General features: G+C 72.9%; 14 protein-coding genes. 5 read left to right on the forward strand and 9 right to left on the reverse strand.

Features of this window, described 5'->3' with window-relative positions; genetic code table 11:
- Window positions 1-44 precede the first annotated feature (44 nt).
- Window positions 45-587: an adenine phosphoribosyltransferase gene (locus BIU98_RS09925; RefSeq protein WP_071275441.1), complete on the reverse strand. Its 543-nt coding sequence runs from the start codon at window positions 585-587 to the stop codon at window positions 45-47.
- Window positions 588-746: 159 nt separating this feature from the next.
- Between BIU98_RS09925 and BIU98_RS09935 the strand changes: the two genes are divergently transcribed.
- Window positions 747-1,814 carry a glycoside hydrolase family 6 protein gene (locus BIU98_RS09935; protein ID WP_083393151.1) on the forward strand — a complete coding sequence of 356 codons (1,068 nt, stop codon included), beginning with the start codon at window positions 747-749 and terminating at the stop codon, window positions 1,812-1,814.
- A 67-nt stretch (window positions 1,815-1,881) separates the two neighbouring features.
- Here the strand turns inward: BIU98_RS09935 and BIU98_RS09940 are convergent, their stop codons facing one another.
- The 3 genes from BIU98_RS09940 to ybaK form a co-directional block, all read right to left on the reverse strand.
- Window positions 1,882-2,124 (reverse strand): hypothetical protein, encoded by a 243-nt coding sequence (locus tag BIU98_RS09940; protein WP_071275447.1) that lies wholly within the window; start codon window positions 2,122-2,124, stop codon window positions 1,882-1,884.
- Between the two features lie 695 nt (window positions 2,125-2,819).
- Window positions 2,820-5,411 (reverse strand): ATP-dependent Clp protease ATP-binding subunit, encoded by a 2,592-nt coding sequence (locus BIU98_RS09945; RefSeq protein ID WP_071276439.1) that lies wholly within the window; start codon window positions 5,409-5,411, stop codon window positions 2,820-2,822.
- Between the two features lie 97 nt (window positions 5,412-5,508).
- Window positions 5,509-5,988, reverse strand: a complete 480-nt coding sequence (gene ybaK / locus BIU98_RS09950) for a Cys-tRNA(Pro) deacylase (RefSeq protein ID WP_071275449.1) — start codon at window positions 5,986-5,988, stop codon at window positions 5,509-5,511.
- A gap of 66 nt (window positions 5,989-6,054) precedes the next feature.
- Between ybaK and BIU98_RS09955 the strand changes: the two genes are divergently transcribed.
- Both BIU98_RS09955 and yidC read left to right on the forward strand, forming a co-directional pair.
- Entirely contained in the window at window positions 6,055-6,339 is a 285-nt protein-coding gene (locus BIU98_RS09955; protein ID WP_071275451.1) for a DUF6412 domain-containing protein, read from the forward strand.
- A gap of 63 nt (window positions 6,340-6,402) precedes the next feature.
- Entirely contained in the window at window positions 6,403-7,140 is a 738-nt protein-coding gene (yidC, locus tag BIU98_RS09960; RefSeq protein WP_071275453.1) for a membrane protein insertase YidC, read from the forward strand.
- A gap of 6 nt (window positions 7,141-7,146) precedes the next feature.
- Here yidC and BIU98_RS09965 read toward each other — a convergent pair whose 3' ends face one another.
- A complete protein-coding gene (locus tag BIU98_RS09965; protein ID WP_071275455.1) occupies window positions 7,147-7,341 on the reverse strand; it encodes a hypothetical protein in 195 nt (64 codons plus the stop codon).
- A gap of 98 nt (window positions 7,342-7,439) precedes the next feature.
- Here BIU98_RS09965 and BIU98_RS09970 point away from each other — a divergent pair, with 98 nt between their 5' ends.
- Together BIU98_RS09970 and BIU98_RS09975 are read left to right on the forward strand one after the other, a co-directional pair.
- Window positions 7,440-8,315: a hypothetical protein gene (locus BIU98_RS09970; RefSeq protein WP_071275457.1), complete on the forward strand. Its 876-nt coding sequence runs from the start codon at window positions 7,440-7,442 to the stop codon at window positions 8,313-8,315.
- Between the two features lie 212 nt (window positions 8,316-8,527).
- Complete coding sequence (locus BIU98_RS09975; RefSeq protein WP_071275459.1) at window positions 8,528-9,907, forward strand: MFS transporter; 1,380 nt, start codon at window positions 8,528-8,530, stop codon at window positions 9,905-9,907.
- A gap of 196 nt (window positions 9,908-10,103) precedes the next feature.
- Here BIU98_RS09975 and BIU98_RS09980 read toward each other — a convergent pair whose 3' ends face one another.
- From BIU98_RS09980 to BIU98_RS09995, 4 genes are all read right to left on the reverse strand, one after another.
- A complete protein-coding gene (locus tag BIU98_RS09980; protein ID WP_139200650.1) occupies window positions 10,104-12,224 on the reverse strand; it encodes a collagen binding domain-containing protein in 2,121 nt (706 codons plus the stop codon).
- A gap of 76 nt (window positions 12,225-12,300) precedes the next feature.
- On the reverse strand, window positions 12,301-12,771 hold the full coding sequence (locus tag BIU98_RS09985) for an NUDIX domain-containing protein (protein WP_071275463.1): 471 nt from the start codon (window positions 12,769-12,771) through the stop codon (window positions 12,301-12,303).
- 68 nt (window positions 12,772-12,839) lie between these two features.
- Window positions 12,840-13,868 carry an SGNH/GDSL hydrolase family protein gene (locus BIU98_RS09990; protein ID WP_071275465.1) on the reverse strand — a complete coding sequence of 343 codons (1,029 nt, stop codon included), beginning with the start codon at window positions 13,866-13,868 and terminating at the stop codon, window positions 12,840-12,842.
- An 83-nt stretch (window positions 13,869-13,951) separates the two neighbouring features.
- Window positions 13,952-14,308 (reverse strand): PRC-barrel domain-containing protein, encoded by a 357-nt coding sequence (locus tag BIU98_RS09995; RefSeq protein WP_071275467.1) that lies wholly within the window; start codon window positions 14,306-14,308, stop codon window positions 13,952-13,954.
- Window positions 14,309-14,343 lie beyond the last annotated feature (35 nt).

Raw genomic sequence — 14,343 nt, forward strand, 5'->3', positions numbered from 1 at the left:
CTCCTCGATCGAAATGGTGCGTCAAGACTAGTGCGCGGGCGTGCTCAGGCGGGGACGGCGCCGAGCGTGGTGACGGGCAGGCGGGACTCCAGACGTTCCCGGCCGGAGAGCCCGTCGAGCTCGAGCAGGGCGGCGAACCCGATCGCCTCGTACCCGGCTCGTTCGAGCAGCGTGATGGTCGCGGCACCGGTGCCGCCGGTCGCGAGCACGTCGTCGACGACCAGGACGCGGGTGCCCGCCGGGAGCTGGGCGGGACGGAGCTCGAGCTCGGCCTCGCCGTACTCGAGCGCGTACTGCTCGCTGAGCACCTCGCCGGGGAGCTTGCCGGCCTTGCGGACCGTCAGCACGCCGACCTGGTGCTGCGCCGCGATCCCGCCGGCGAGGGCGAACCCGCGGGCCTCGATCCCGGCGACCGCGGCGAACCCACCGCCGACGGCGAACGGCGCCGCGAGCGCTTCGCAGACCCGGCCGAACGCGACGGCGTCGGCGAACACCGGGGTGACGTCGCGGAACAGGATGCCCGGCTTCGGGAAGTCCGGCACGATCGCCGTGAGTCGCTGGACGAGGTCGGACGCGGTTTCGGTCATGCACCAACCGTACGGTCCAGCAGACCCCCGGACGGACACCACCGACACGGTCAACCCCTCGTTCTGGTCCTGGCAGGCGACGCCTCCGGCGGGTTCCCCTGGAGGGGTCGGGACACGGGCGTACAGGGCGCCCGCCGCCACGGACAGGGGACGCACACCATGCAGGAACGCACCAGGACGAAGACCAGCACCAGGACCAGGACCAGGACCAGGACCACGACCAGGACGACGACCAGGACCGCCCTCGCCGCGCTGCTCACCGCGGTCGCAGCCGTCACCAGCGTCGTCGCCACGGTGCCGGCCCACGCAGCTCCGACGACCACGCCCGTGACGACCGACACCATCCGCACCGCGACCACCGGCCAGGTCTTCGCCGGTGGTCTCTTCGTCCAGCCGGACAGCCAGGCGGCGCAGGCTGCCACCGCACTCTCCGCGTCCGGCGACACCGCGGGTGTGGCGGCAGCGCGCACGATCGCCGCGCAACCGGTCGCGATCTGGCTCGGCGAGTGGTTCCGGGGCGACATGCTCGACCGGTACCTGGCGCGCAACCTGGCAGCGGCCGAGGCGGCCGGTCGGACCCCGGTCTTCGTCACCTACGCCATCCCGAACCGGGACTGCGGCGGGTACTCGGCCGGTGGGCTCTCCGCAGCTGACTACGTCGCGTGGAACCAGCGGGTCGCGGACGGCCTCCGCGGCCACCGCGCCGTGGTCCTCGTCGAGCCGGACTCGCTCTCGGCGCTCCCCCGGTGCACGAGCGAGGCCGCGACACGTCCACCGCTGCTCGCACAGGCCGTGTCGGCGCTGTCAGCAGCCGGGGTGCCCGCCTACCTCGACGGCGGCAACAGCACGTGGAACACCGCCGAGGCGCAGGCGACACTGCTGCGCTCCGCCGGCATCAGCCAGGCACGGGGGTTCTTCACGAACGTCGCGAACTTCCAGCGGGTGGACCAGGAGCGCGCCTACGGCGACCGCGTCAGCGCGCTGACCGGCGGGTCGCACTACGTCGTGGACGTCTCGCGGAACGGGCGCGGGTGGAAGGGCACCTGGTGCAACCCGACCGGTGCCGGGCTCGGGCAGACGCCGCACGTCAGTGCCGGCACGACCGCGATGGACGCACTCCTCTGGGTGAAGACGCCCGGGTCGAGCGACGGCACGTGCAACGGCGGTCCGGCTGCCGGCAAGTGGTGGTCCGCGTACGCCCAGGCGCTCGTCGCGAACCGACGGTAGCCGGACGGGGAACGGGTGGTCCGACCGTCGACACGGTCGGACCACCCGTCGGTGGGGTCTGGTGCGCTCATCGCCACAGGTGCATCGTGGCGCCGAGCAGCACCCACTCGGCCTCGCGGGCAGCACGCTCACGGCGGAGCTGCTGCTGCAGGGACGGGTCGAGGGGCGGCCGCTGGGTGCGGGTGCGCCGACTCCAGATGACGAGAGCCATCCCGAGGCGCATCGCGAGCCGGTCGGTCAGGGCGACCGAACGAGCTGCGGGGGGCGTCGGGGGACGGCGGAGGACGGACTTCGTGGGCATGGTGGTCACCGGTTCTTCGTGCAGGTCTGGCAGGGATCCGGGCGCGACGGAGCGTCACGACCGGACGGGATCCGGGCGCGACGGGGCGTCACGACCGGACGGGATCCGGGCACGACGGAACAGCCGCGCCCGGGCAGGGGAATCGACCGTCATCAGGTGCAGAGAATGCACACGAAAATGCGTCGAGAACGTGGTCCGACATTCCGTGGCGACGACCCGCCAGCACGGTTGATCGACATTCCTCGTCACGGAGCGGTCACCGCACGACGTCGGTCGTGGAGATGGGTGCCGTGCGAGGACACCGCCGGCCAGGGTCGGTCAGCGGCGGAGGACCACTGCGCGGGGCATCATCCCGGCGCGGGCGTGGTCATCAGGACCAGCGGCCCGTCGAGGAGACGGACCAGTGCGTGGCGGACGCGGTCGTGTCAGCGGGACCCGGCGACGGAGCCGGTGGTCCCACGGACTGCACGGAACGGCGTCTGCGTGGTGTTGGTGATGATGATCGGGATCATGGTCGGCCCCCTTTCGGCGCGGGTCAGGAATTCCACTGGTGTGAATCGCGAACTGTGTCCGCGACGTGAGAACAGTAGCGACATTCTCCCCGACCGCGCAACCCCTTTCACGGAATGACTCGGAATTGCAGGAATGAACACGCGAGAACGCCCCGGGACCGATCGGTCCCGGGGCGTTCTGCTCGGTGGTGGCTAGACGGCTGCCGGCGTGGTCGCCCGGGCCTCGAGCGACCCGTCGGCGACGGTGATCCGGACGGTGTCACCGGCCTGCACGGCACCCTCGACGACGAGCGTCGCGACGCGGTCGTCGACCTCGCGCTGGATCAGGCGACGGAGCGGTCGGGCGCCGTACTCGGGCTCGTACCCGTGCTCGGCGAGCCAGTCCACCGCGGCCTCGTCGACCGAGAGCACCATGTCCTGCGCGATGAGGCGCATCGAGCTCTCGGCCAGCAGCAGCGACACGATCGAGCGCAGTTGTGTCCGGTCGAGCTTGCGGAAGAGCACGATCTCGTCGATGCGGTTGATGAACTCGGGGCGCATCGACTCCCGCAGCTTGCCCATCACCCGGTTCCGGAGGTCGTCCTCGCCGTAGCCGCCGTCCGCCGACGCGGAGAACCCGAGGGCGCCGGAGCGCGACGCGAGGAACTCCGACCCGATGTTCGACGTCATGATGACGACCGTGTTCCGGAAGTCGACCGTGCGGCCCTGTCCGTCCGTGAGCCGACCGTCGTCGAGCACCTGGAGCAGCAGGTTGAACACGTCCGGGTGCGCCTTCTCGACCTCGTCGAGCAGGATCACCGAGTACGGGTTCCGACGGACACGCTCGGTCAGCTGGCCGGCCTCGTCGTAGCCGACGTACCCGGGAGGGGCACCGACCAGCCGCGACACGGTGTGCCGCTCGCCGAACTCGCTCATGTCGAAGCGGAGCATCGCCGACTCGTCCCCGAACAGCGACGACGCGAGGGCCTTCGCGAGTTCGGTCTTGCCGACACCGGTCGGTCCGAGGAACAGGAAGCTCCCGACCGGACGACGCGGGTCGCCCATCCCGGTCCGGCTGCGCCGCACCGCGGTCGCGATGGCGCGCACCGCATCCTCCTGTCCGACGACCCGCTGGTGCAGCTCGTCCTCCAGTCGGGCGAGACGGGTCCGGTCACCCTGGGTGAGCCGGGCCGCGGGGATGCCGGTGGCGCGGGACACGACGGCGGCGATGTCCGCCTCCGTGATCTCGTCCCCCGCCTGGTCCGGACTGGAGGCTCGCCCAGCGTCCGCCGATCCGGCGGCGGTGATCCGGGCCTCCAGGTCGGCGGTCTGGTCGCGGAGGCGAGACGCCTCCTCGTAGCGCTCCTCGGAGACTGCGCGGTCCTTCTCCGCCATCAGCTCGGCGAGCTGGTCGCGGAGCGCCTCGATGTCGACATCCCCCGATCGGAGGAGGCGACGCCGGGCACCGGCCTGGTCGATGAGGTCGATGGCCTTGTCGGGCAAGTGGCGGTCGGTGACGTAGCGGTGCGAGAGCTCGACCGCGGCGCGCAGTGCACCGTCCGTGTAGGTGACGCCGTGGTGGTCGGCGTACCGGGGGCTGAGGCCGGTGAGGATCGCGACGGCGTCCTCGACGCTCGGCTCCCCCACCGTGACCGGCTGGAAGCGGCGCTCGAGGGCGGCGTCCTTCTCGATCCGGCGGTACTCCGAGAGCGTGGTGGCGCCGACCATGTGCAGGTCGCCGCGGGCCAGGCGCGGCTTGAGGATGTTGCCGGCGTCCATCGAGCCGCCCTCACCGCCCCCGCCGGCTCCGACGACGGTGTGCAGCTCGTCGACGAACACGATGAGCTCGTCGGCGTGGGCCGTGATCTCGTCCATGGCCGTGGTCAGGCGTTCCTCGAAGTCGCCGCGGTAGCGGGTGCCGGCGAGCATGCCGGGCAGGTCGAGTGCGACGACGCGCTTGCCCTGCAGCAGGGCGGGGACGTCGCCGTCGACGATGCGCTGGGCGAGGCCCTCGACGATCGCGGTCTTGCCGACGCCGGGCTCACCGATCAGGACGGGATTGTTCTTGGAGCGTCGGAGCAGGATCTCGACCGTCTGCTCGATCTCGTCCGCACGGCCGATCACGGGGTCGATGTGGCCGTCGCGGGCGCGCTGGGTGAGGTCGGAGCCGAACTGGTCGAGGGTCGGCGTCTCGGAAGCGGTCTCGGTGGTGTCGGTGTCTGCGTGGGTCCCTGGCATGGGGCGCCCCTCTCGTGCCGCGTCGGCGGCCTGCTGTGCGTAGGACTGCATGACGGCCGGGGTGATCCCGGCGTTCGCGAGGAGCTGGCCGGTGACCGTCTCCTGGTCCATGACGAGCGCGAAGAAGACGTGCTCGGGGTCGGTGTAGGTGCTGCCGAAGCCCCGCGCGGCCTGGGTGGCCTCGACGAGGATCCGCTGCGCGGAGGGCGTCAATGCGGGACGGCCCTCGACGGGCTCGGACGACGGGGCGGGGAGGCGCTGTTCGACCTCGGCCGCGAGGCGTTCGGGGTCGACACCGGCGGACCGGACGACGGCGTCGAACGGCTGGGTGCGGACGAGCACGTGCAGGACGTGCAGGGCGTCGATCTCCCGCTGTCCCTGCTCGACCGCGTACTCGGCGGTGCGCTGGAGCATCTCGTGGGTCCGACGGCTGAGCAGTCGGGTGATGTCGACGGGACGGCCGAACGGCATGGAGCGCTGCTGGCTCGTGTCCTGGGCGGCGAGGAGGCGTGCGAGGAACTCGTCGAACGAGTCACGCCCGCCGATGGGGCCGGATGGTTCTGGCAACGGGACCTCCTGGGGGTACTTGAGTGCCTTCGACTCAATGCAACGCAGGAGGGACCGGGGCATTCCCGGTCGTGGGAAGAAGTTGCGCCGACCCGACTCAGGTCCGCGCGATGGCTGCCGTGGACGCTTCCGTGACGCGCAGGAGGTCCGCCGGCGCGATCTCGATGTCGAAACCGCGACGACCACCGGAGACGAAGATCGTCGGGTAGTCGGACGCCGACGCGTCGAGCACCGTGGGGATCTTCGAGCGCTGCCCGACGGGACTGATGCCACCGACGACGTACCCGGTGCGCTTCTCCGCCAGGGCAGGGTCGGCGAGGCTCGCCTTCTTGCCGCCGACCGCCGCGGCGATGGCCTTGAGGTCGAGCCGGTTCGCCACGGGGACGATCGCCACCGCCAGTGCGCCGTCGACGGACACGACGAGCGTCTTGAACACCTGCTCCTCGCGGAGTCCGAGCGCGGCGGCCGCCTCTTCGCCGAAGTTCGTCGCCGTCTCGTGGTGCTCGTACACGTGTGGGACGAACGGCACGCCCGCACGCTCCAGCGCCAGCGTCGCGGGGGTGCTCGGGGAGGTCATGCGGCGATCCTCCCGCGCCGGACCCACGAGCGGACCACGGCACGCGGGGCTTACGCTGAACGGACCATGACCGTCATCGAGGTGATCCTGCGCGCAGTCGCCGCGCTGCTCGCCGTCGACCCCGCCACCGGTGTCCTGCCGCTGTTCGCCGTGGCCGCGCTCGGCGTCGCGGCCGTCGCCGCCGCGGTGGTCGTCGCGCAGCTGGTCGCCCTGGCACTCGGGATCCGGGTCGGTCCCGGTCCGTCCGTGGTCGACCGCCCCGTGGACGCCGTCACGCGGATCGCGTGGAGCCACCCCGACGCCGCCGGACACGCGCGTCCACGGGCTCCCGGAGTCGTCCGCGCGACCTGACGCCGATCGATCGGTGGCGGGTCGCCCACATGACCCCGACCACCCCACTCGAACGGAACCGTCATGGACCTCTCCACCCTGCCCGTCATCGGCACGCTGCTGCAGCTCGGCGCCGACCTGCTCGCCACGCTCTCCGGAGCGCTCTCCCCCGTCGCCGGGACGCTCGCCGCGGCGCTGGCCGTCGTGCTCGTGACCCTGGCGGTGCGCGCCCTGCTCGTGCCGCTGTCCGTCCTGCAGGTCCGGGCCGAGCGGGACCGGCGCCGGCTCGCCCCGCAGCTGGCCGCCCTCCGGAAGCGCCACGGTGCCGACCGGGAGCGACTGCAGCGTGCCGTGCAGGAGCTGTACACCGCCGAGCGGGTGTCCCCGCTCGCCGGCTGCCTGCCCGTCCTCGCGCAGGCGCCGGTCGTCTCGCTGCTGTACACGCTCTTCACGCACACGACCATCGCGGGGGCGTCGAACGTCCTGCTCGAGGCCACGCTCGCCGGGGTGCCGCTCGGGCAGTCCCTCGTCGCGGTCGTCACCTCGCCGCTGTGGGTGCACGCATGGGTGGTGGTCGTGCTGCTCGTCGTGCTCGCCGTCGTGGTCGAGGCCACGCGCCGGTCGGCCCTGCACTGGAACCCGGTGGCGACACCGGACGCCGAGGTGCCCGGCGCCGCTGCCACGACGGCGATCGGACGGTGGGCACCGTTCCTGACGGTCGGGTTCGCGGCGATCGCCCCGCTCGCCGCCGCGCTCTACGTCGTGACGAGCGCCACGTGGACGTACGGCGAGCGGGCGGTGCTGCGGCGGCTGGCGCGCTGAGGCGGCTCAGCCCTCGTGCTTCGGGCCCTCGTCGACGGGGTCGTACTCGGTGTCGCGTCCCTGCTCCTCTGAGGGGAGCGGGACGTGGCGCTCGGTGCCGCTGCCGCCGGGGCTCGTCGCGACGTAGTCCGCCTCGCCGGACTGGGTGTCGTGGCTGAGCGGTTCGAGGGTCTCGGGGTCTGGCTCGCGTGCGTCGGTCATCCTCCCGGCGTACTCCCCCCGATCTGGGTGCGCGCCGGAGCAGTCCGAGTGCCAGCATGAGAACCGACGAGAGCAACGACCGGAGCCCGGGAGTGCGCATGGCCGACGACGACCGCGACACCGCGATCGAACGCGCGCGCCTCGAGGGCATCGCCTGGGGTGCCGGGTCGAGCGAGGCCGAGGCGGCTCGGGCACGTGTCGCGCTCGGGGACCTGCAGCGCGGGCGCGGACGGATCCGCGTCGCGGTGACCCCTGCGGCCACCGGTGCGGCGAAGGCGACCGGCGTCGTGGCGGCGGCCAGTGTCGCGGAGGCGCCCGGTGTCTTGGAGGGGCCCGGTGTCGTGCAGGCGGAGCGGCGGGACCAGGCCGACCCGAGCCTCCAGGCCGACCCTGGTGACGTGCCGGACCGCGAGCCGGTCGACCGAGGCGACCAGGACACCGAGCCAGCGGCAGCCGGACGCCCGTGGGCCAGGCCGCTCCGCCTGGCGCGGTGGGCGCTCGCACGGCCGTGGGTGGCGGGCGGGGTCGCGGCCGTCGTGGTCGTGGCGTTCGGGACGGGACTCGCCGTCGGCACCGCGCACCCGGCCACGCCCTCGTCCCCGTCGGTGACGCCGACCGCCGGGGCCGTGACGCTCGAGCAGCTGCTCGACGCTCCGCAGACCTACGCCGACCAGCTGCCGGGAGCGTTCGACGCGCCGGTCAGCCTGCACACGACGCGCCTCGTGTTCACGAACCGGTCCCTCAGCGGGGACGACGCCGCGACGCCCTGGACGGTGTGGGCCGGGGTCGGCACGGACCGGGCGACCATCTGCCTGGTCGCGACCGCCGACCGTCGACACGCGACCAGCGCCTGCTACCCCCGGCAGGACGCGCTGCACGGGTCGGTGTCGCTGTCGGCGTCGTCGCTGAGCGGCACGCTGACGGTCGACCTGGTCGGCGGCGGGGTGCGCGGCACGGTCACGAACGAGTTCTGACGCCGGGTGGGTTGGAGCGCTCCTTCGAAGTTCCTCCGTGCCCTCGCGGTCCCGCGTGGTCGCGTGCGACACTGGATGGATCGCACTCGCCGTGGAGTGACCAACACACAACCAACCACCGCGAGCGCGCACTGCCCGACCGACCAGGTCGTGGTGTCGTCGACGTGACGAACCCGTCGCGCGCTCCACCACGTCCCGAGGAGGTCAGCCCCGTGTCCACGAGCACCGCGTCCGTCACCACCACGTCGACCGCGTCGACCACGTCCGTCACGACGTCCGTCCTGACCTCGAAGGCCGTCGTCGGCATCGCCGTCCTCGGCCTCGCCACGTTCTTCGCCATCACCACCGAGCTGATGCCCGTCGGACTGCTCGGCACCATGAGCACCGACCTGGGCGTCACCGAGTCGCAGATGGGGATCGTCATCACCGTGTACGCCGCGGCCGTGGCGATCCTGGCACTGCCGCTGACGTCGTTCACCGCGCGGCTGCCGCGGAAGGCCGTGCTCGTCGCGACCCTGGTGGGCTACGCCGTGTCGAACCTCATGGTCGCGCTCGCGCCCTCGTTCGCCGTGGTCTGCGCGGGTCGTGTGGTCGGCGGCGTCGCGCACGCCCTCTTCTTCTCCGTCGCGTCGGCCTACGCCACCCGGATCGTCCCCCCGCGCCTCGCCGGCCGGGCGATCGCGTTCGTGTACTCGGGCAGCTCGCTCGGCTTCGTGATCGGTGTACCGCTCGCCACCGGGGTCGGGCAGTCGATCGGGTGGCGTCCGGCCGTCGGGTCGGTGGCCGTGTGCGCCGCGGCACTGGCCGTCGTCGCGGCCCTGTTCCTGCCGGCCGTCCGCGGCACGTCGTCGCCGCACATCGGGTCGCCGCGGGCGTGGGCGCGCACCGGGCTGCTCGCCGTGGTGGTCGCCGACCTGCTGCTCTTCGCCGGGCACTACATCGTCTACACGTACGTCGGCCCCTACGCGATCGACGCCGGGCTCGACACGGGCCTGGTCAGCGGGGCGCTGCTGGTCCTCGGCGGCACCGGCGTCATCGGGCTGTGGCTGGCCGGCGTGTTCGTCGACAGCGCGCCCCGGCAGACGCTCATCGTGGCCGTCGCGGTGATGGCGGCGTCGTTCGTGGCGCTGCCGTTCGTGCACGGCTCGATCGTCGGGACGATGGTCGTCGCCGGCGTCTGGATGGCGGCGAACGGCACCACGGGCACGCTCTTCATGGCGGCGGCGATCCGGGCCGGGGGCGTCTCCCCGGACATCGCCGGGGCCCTGGTCAACGGGGCGTCGAACATCGGCATCGCGGGCGGTGCGGCCATCGGCGGGCAGGTGCTCGGGATGACGGGCATGCAGACGCTGCCGATCGCCGGGGCCGTCGTGCTGCTCGGGTCCCTCGGCGTGGTGGTCGCGGCGCGTCGGGGCTTCCCGGTGCACTCGTCGCACCAGGAGCACCTGTCGACGTCGTCGATCGAGGCGATCACGTCCTCGCTCGCCGTCGTCACCACGTCGATCCCGACGATCAGCCGGGCGATCCAGACGATGACGGGCTCGGTCGCCACGGTGACCGGGTCGCAGCGGACGCGGCGCGTGCACGAGTAGCGAGGCCGCGGGCGCGGTGCGGACGCGGGCGTGGGCGGGTGCTACCCGTGCGCCGCCGTGCGCCGCCCGTGCCCGACCGGTCACGACACCCCGGGTGCGCTCCACCGACCGGTCACGAGTCGTAGCAGTCGAGCGGCCGAGGAGACGATCCTCGGCCGCTCGGCAGCAGTGAGCGGGGTGTCGGGACCCCTCGGCCTCAGTCCTGCAGGTGCTGCGTCCGGCGACGGTTGCGGACTGCGCGGAAGGTCAGCAGCCCTGCCCCGAGGAGCACGAGCACACCGGCCGCGATGGCCGCGGGGGTGATGTCCGCGCCGGTGTAGGCGAGCGGTCCGTTCGAGCCGCTGCCCCCGGTCGAGGACACCGGGGTTGACCCGGCTCCACCGCCGGCGGACGGCACCGGTGCGACGGTCGGCGTGGGCGACGGCGACGCGGTCGGGACCGGCGTCGGGGTCGGCGTCGGCGTCGGGGTGGGAGTCGGCACCGCGGCAGCCGGGACGACGAGCGCGAGCGGCGCGGCCGACCCGGTCTCTGGCGTCACGACGGTCTGCGGCTCCCCGGCGGTGTCACCCGCGCCGGCGACGACCTCGTAGGACGTGGTCGGCTCCAGGCCGGTCAGGTCGAAGGTGCCGTCCCTGCCCGTGGTCGCGGTGACCGCGGCGCCGGAGTCGGGCTCGGTCGGGGTGGCGACGACGGTGACGCCCGCGACGGGGTCGCCGTTCGTGTCCGTCACGGTGCCGGGCTGGTCGACGACCACCTCGGCGGGGGCCTGCGGCGTCGCGAACGGCAGGTCCGCCGTGACGTCACCGGCGGTCGAGTCCGCCGGGACCGTCGTCGGTCCGGTCGCACCGGGCACGGGCGTCGTCGTGCGCACCGAGTACGCGCCGGGCGCCGCGGCGAACAGGTAGGAGCCCGCGGCGTCGGTCTCGGTCGACCCGACGAGCACACCGTCGGCGTCGAGGAGCTCCACGACGACCCCGGCGGGCACGGAGGTGCCGTCGATGGTCACGGTGCCGGTGATGGTGTTCACGGCACTTGGCGCGGCGATCGGTGCCTGCGGGACCGGCTGGGTGTCGGCGGCGCCGGTCGTGATGGTGGTCGGCGCCTCGTCACCCACGGTGACGCTGAGGTCGGTCGACGCCGGCAGGTCGGATCCGGTGTAGACGCCGTCGCTGTTGGTGACGACCTCGACGGGCGGCTCGTCCGGCGCGGCCGGGTCGGTGATGACGACGGGGACGTTCGCGGCGGGGTGGCCCTCGCCGTCGGTCACGGTGCCGATCACCGACGTGGTCGCGGGAGGCGAGGTGAACGGGAAGTCCACGGTGCGGTCGACGCCGCCCGGCGTGGTGTTCAGCGAGACGTCGGGGACGGACGCGGTGCCGGTGGCCCCCGACGGCGCGGTGACGTCCACGCGGTAGCCGTTGATCACGGGCAGCTGCGGGAAGACGTAGCGTCCCTCTGCGTCGGTCGTCGTGGTGTAGCTCGTGCCGCGCAGCGCGGTGACGGTGACCGTCGCGCCCGGGATCGCCGCACCGTCGAGCGTCGCGACGCCCGAGATCGCGGCCGTGCGGTTCGCGAACCAGGTCTGGTACACGGGGAACCCGCTGCGCTGCTGGTAGGTGATCGTCAACGAGTCCAGCGGCACGGTCGGGGTGAACCAGGCCGTCGCGCCGGCGGTGTCGTTGGCGGCCGCGTTGCCCGTGAGCGTGCGGGTCGCCGGGTCCCATGTGGGGACGTCCTGGCCCGCCGTCACGCCGCCGGGGTCGGACGGGCAGGACCATCCGCCGGGCGAGACCGAGGAGCAGGAGTTGTAGCCGCTCTGGAACCCGAGCTGCGCCGCCGTCGCGGTCCCGCCGCCCTGGGTGGTGGCGGAGATCGTCGCCTGGTCGGCGTCGACGTCACCGAGCACGAAGGACCAGCTGGAGGCGCCCGGCGTCGGCGTGGCGAACGTGTAGGTGGTCGTCGACGACCCCGCGGCCGTCGGCGAGTCGGTGTTCGGACGCTGGTTCATGTACGTGGAGCCGCGGCTCGACCCGTACACCGCGCCGGGGGCCGTCGACGGTCCCTGCCAGGTCGAGGCACCGCTGATCACCGTGGACTGCCGCGAGTTCGACGTGAACGTCGTCTCCGGGAACCCCGGCAACGTCATCGTCCCCGTGTAGGCCTTGCTCGCCCCGCTGAGCGTGAACGTGCCCCAGTGCCCGTTCGGCTCAGCCGATGCGCTGGTCGCTCCCCCGAGTGCCAGCCCGGCTCCGAGCACGATCCCGGTCAACCCGGCTGTCATCATCCGCCAGCGGCGCATGCGTTCTCCCCTGTTCACGCGTCGAGCCGTCTGCCTTGACGCTCCCTCATGCTATCCGCGGAACGAACCTGCGGGACGGATCGAGACGTGTTCGTCACGTCTCGCGGCCACCGGCGAGCAGGTCGGCCACCGCGTCGAGCGCCGGGACCTGTCCGGCGACGAGCATCTCCCGCGCGTCCTCGCGGGCGACCCACCGGGCGTCGTCGACCTCCGGCACCTCGACGAACCGCCCGGAACCCCGCGGGAGCTCGAGCCGGACGGTGTTGCTCCGCACCACGTCGACGGAGAAGGACGGCGCCGCACCGGCGAACACGATGACGCGTTTGCCCGAGGCCTGCCGGAACTCCCCCAGCTCGGTCCACGGCACGTCGGGTGCCGGGACGCCGATCTCCTCGTGGAACTCCCGCAGCGCGGCCTCGAGCGGCGGCTCGTCGGTGTACTCGCCCTTCGGGATCGACCACGCCCGCTCCCGCCGCCGCCAGAACGGGCCGCCCATGTGCGCGATGAACAGCTCGGTCCCGGACGCGCCGGTCCGGTACAGCAACAGTCCCGCGCTCCGCACCACGGCCCGAGGCTACGCTCGCCGCGCGCGCGTGGAGAGAGGGGTGGGGTGGAGCGATCGGCTCGGAGCGCTCAGCCGGCGACGGTGCGCAGTTCGGCCGCGACCTGCCGTGCCAGGTACGCGACACCCCGGGTGTTCGGGTGCAGCGCGCCCGGCTCCAGGTCGATGCGTCGGAAGCCGCTCGTGGAGTCGAGCGTGACGCCGGACACGTACGCGCCGGACCGCGCGCAGCCCGACCGGCCCTGCGTCGCGCGGAAGACGTCGAGGTAGCGGACACCGGCGGCCGTGGCAGCAGACCGGGCGACGTCGTCCAGCTCCTCCTGCACCCCGTGCAGGTAGCGCACGTCCGTGTCGGTGAACGGGTAGGTGTCCTCCGGGAACGACCCGGTCAGCGTGCCGAGGTCGAGTCCGGCGCGGAAGCACCCCTTCGCCGGGGTGTGCTCGGCGTCCGGGAAGATCGCCGGGTACCCGAGGAACAGCACGCGGGCGTTCGGCGCGGCACGTCGGATCGCTGCGAGGGTGTCGGCGATGCCGAGCGCCACGCGGGACTGGATCTTGGCGCCGAGCTGGTCCTCGCCGTCGTGCACCAGGGTGCTGCGGCAGGAGGAGGCGTCGCGGCCGGAGAACACCGGGCCCTTCGCGGTCAGGGCCAGGCAGGACGCCGCCGTGCCGAACAGGTCGGCGTCGTTGCCGCCGATCGTGAGCGTGACGAGCCGGGTCCGCGTCGAGAGGGCCTCGATCTGCGGGGGGACACCTTTGAACTGGTGCCGGTCGGTGACGTCCTCGCTCGTGGCCCCGCCGCAGGTGACGTCGTGCAGCGCGAGGCCGAACCGGGCGGCGATCCGGTGGGGGTAGTCCCTGGCCGACTGGCCGCACGCGGAGGCCGGCAGCCGGGTGGGGTCGGGCAGGCCGTACCCGGCCGAGTACGAGTCTCCGAGGGCGACGTACTCGCTGCCGGGCGGCAGGCCGTCGAGCACCTCGGTGGGCGGGGACGACACCCGGTAGGGCTGCGGCACGGGCCAGGACGGGGCCGCCGAGGCCGGCGCCGGAGCGACCGCCCCGACCGCGAGCACACCGACGAGCGCCAGGGCGGCGAGCAACGTCGAGCGGGCGGAGCGGTACAGGGCGGGTCCCTCGGGTGCGGGTCGGGTGGTCGGGGACGATCACCCTACCCGTGGGGTCCTCAGCGTCGGCCGAGTCGCCGTTCGCCGCCGCTGCCCGTGCGGTACTCCATGCCGTAGTGCGCGAACACCTCGGGCTCGAGCTCCGCCGTGAGCTCGCCGTCCGTCGCGATCGTCGGGGCGTCCTTGATGAGCTTCTTGCCGAAGGTCACGCTGAGGTGCTTCGGGGTGACGGTCGCACCGACCAAGGGCACGAACACGAGCTTGGTGAAGCCCATCACACCGGTGGTGACCGAGCCGAACGCGGGCTCGGACGTCGCGGTGTCGTAGTAGATGCTCTCGAGGTTGCCGACCTTGTCGTCGCTCTCGTCGACGACCGGCAGGCCGATCCAGTCCCGGATGTTGGCCGCTTCGAACACGGGTGCTCCCTCCGCGGCCGCCGGACGATCCGGTG

Origin of the sequence: Curtobacterium sp. MMLR14_010 (assembly GCF_001865015.1) — a bacterium.
Lineage (GTDB): Bacteria > Actinomycetota > Actinomycetes > Actinomycetales > Microbacteriaceae > Curtobacterium.

Bases quoted from the DNA above. Each gene is read 5' to 3' on its own strand.
- BIU98_RS09925 (WP_071275441.1), bottom strand. From the start codon at position 587: ATGACCGAAACCGCGTCCGACCTCGTCCAGCGACTCACGGCGATCGTG.
- BIU98_RS09935 (WP_083393151.1), top strand. From the start codon at position 747: ATGCAGGAACGCACCAGGACGAAGACCAGCACCAGGACCAGGACCAGG.
- ybaK (WP_071275449.1), bottom strand. From the start codon at position 5,988: ATGACCTCCCCGAGCACCCCCGCGACGCTGGCGCTGGAGCGTGCGGGC.
- BIU98_RS09955 (WP_071275451.1), top strand. From the start codon at position 6,055: ATGACCGTCATCGAGGTGATCCTGCGCGCAGTCGCCGCGCTGCTCGCC.
- yidC (WP_071275453.1), top strand. From the start codon at position 6,403: ATGGACCTCTCCACCCTGCCCGTCATCGGCACGCTGCTGCAGCTCGGC.
- BIU98_RS09965 (WP_071275455.1), bottom strand. From the start codon at position 7,341: ATGACCGACGCACGCGAGCCAGACCCCGAGACCCTCGAACCGCTCAGC.
- BIU98_RS09970 (WP_071275457.1), top strand. From the start codon at position 7,440: ATGGCCGACGACGACCGCGACACCGCGATCGAACGCGCGCGCCTCGAG.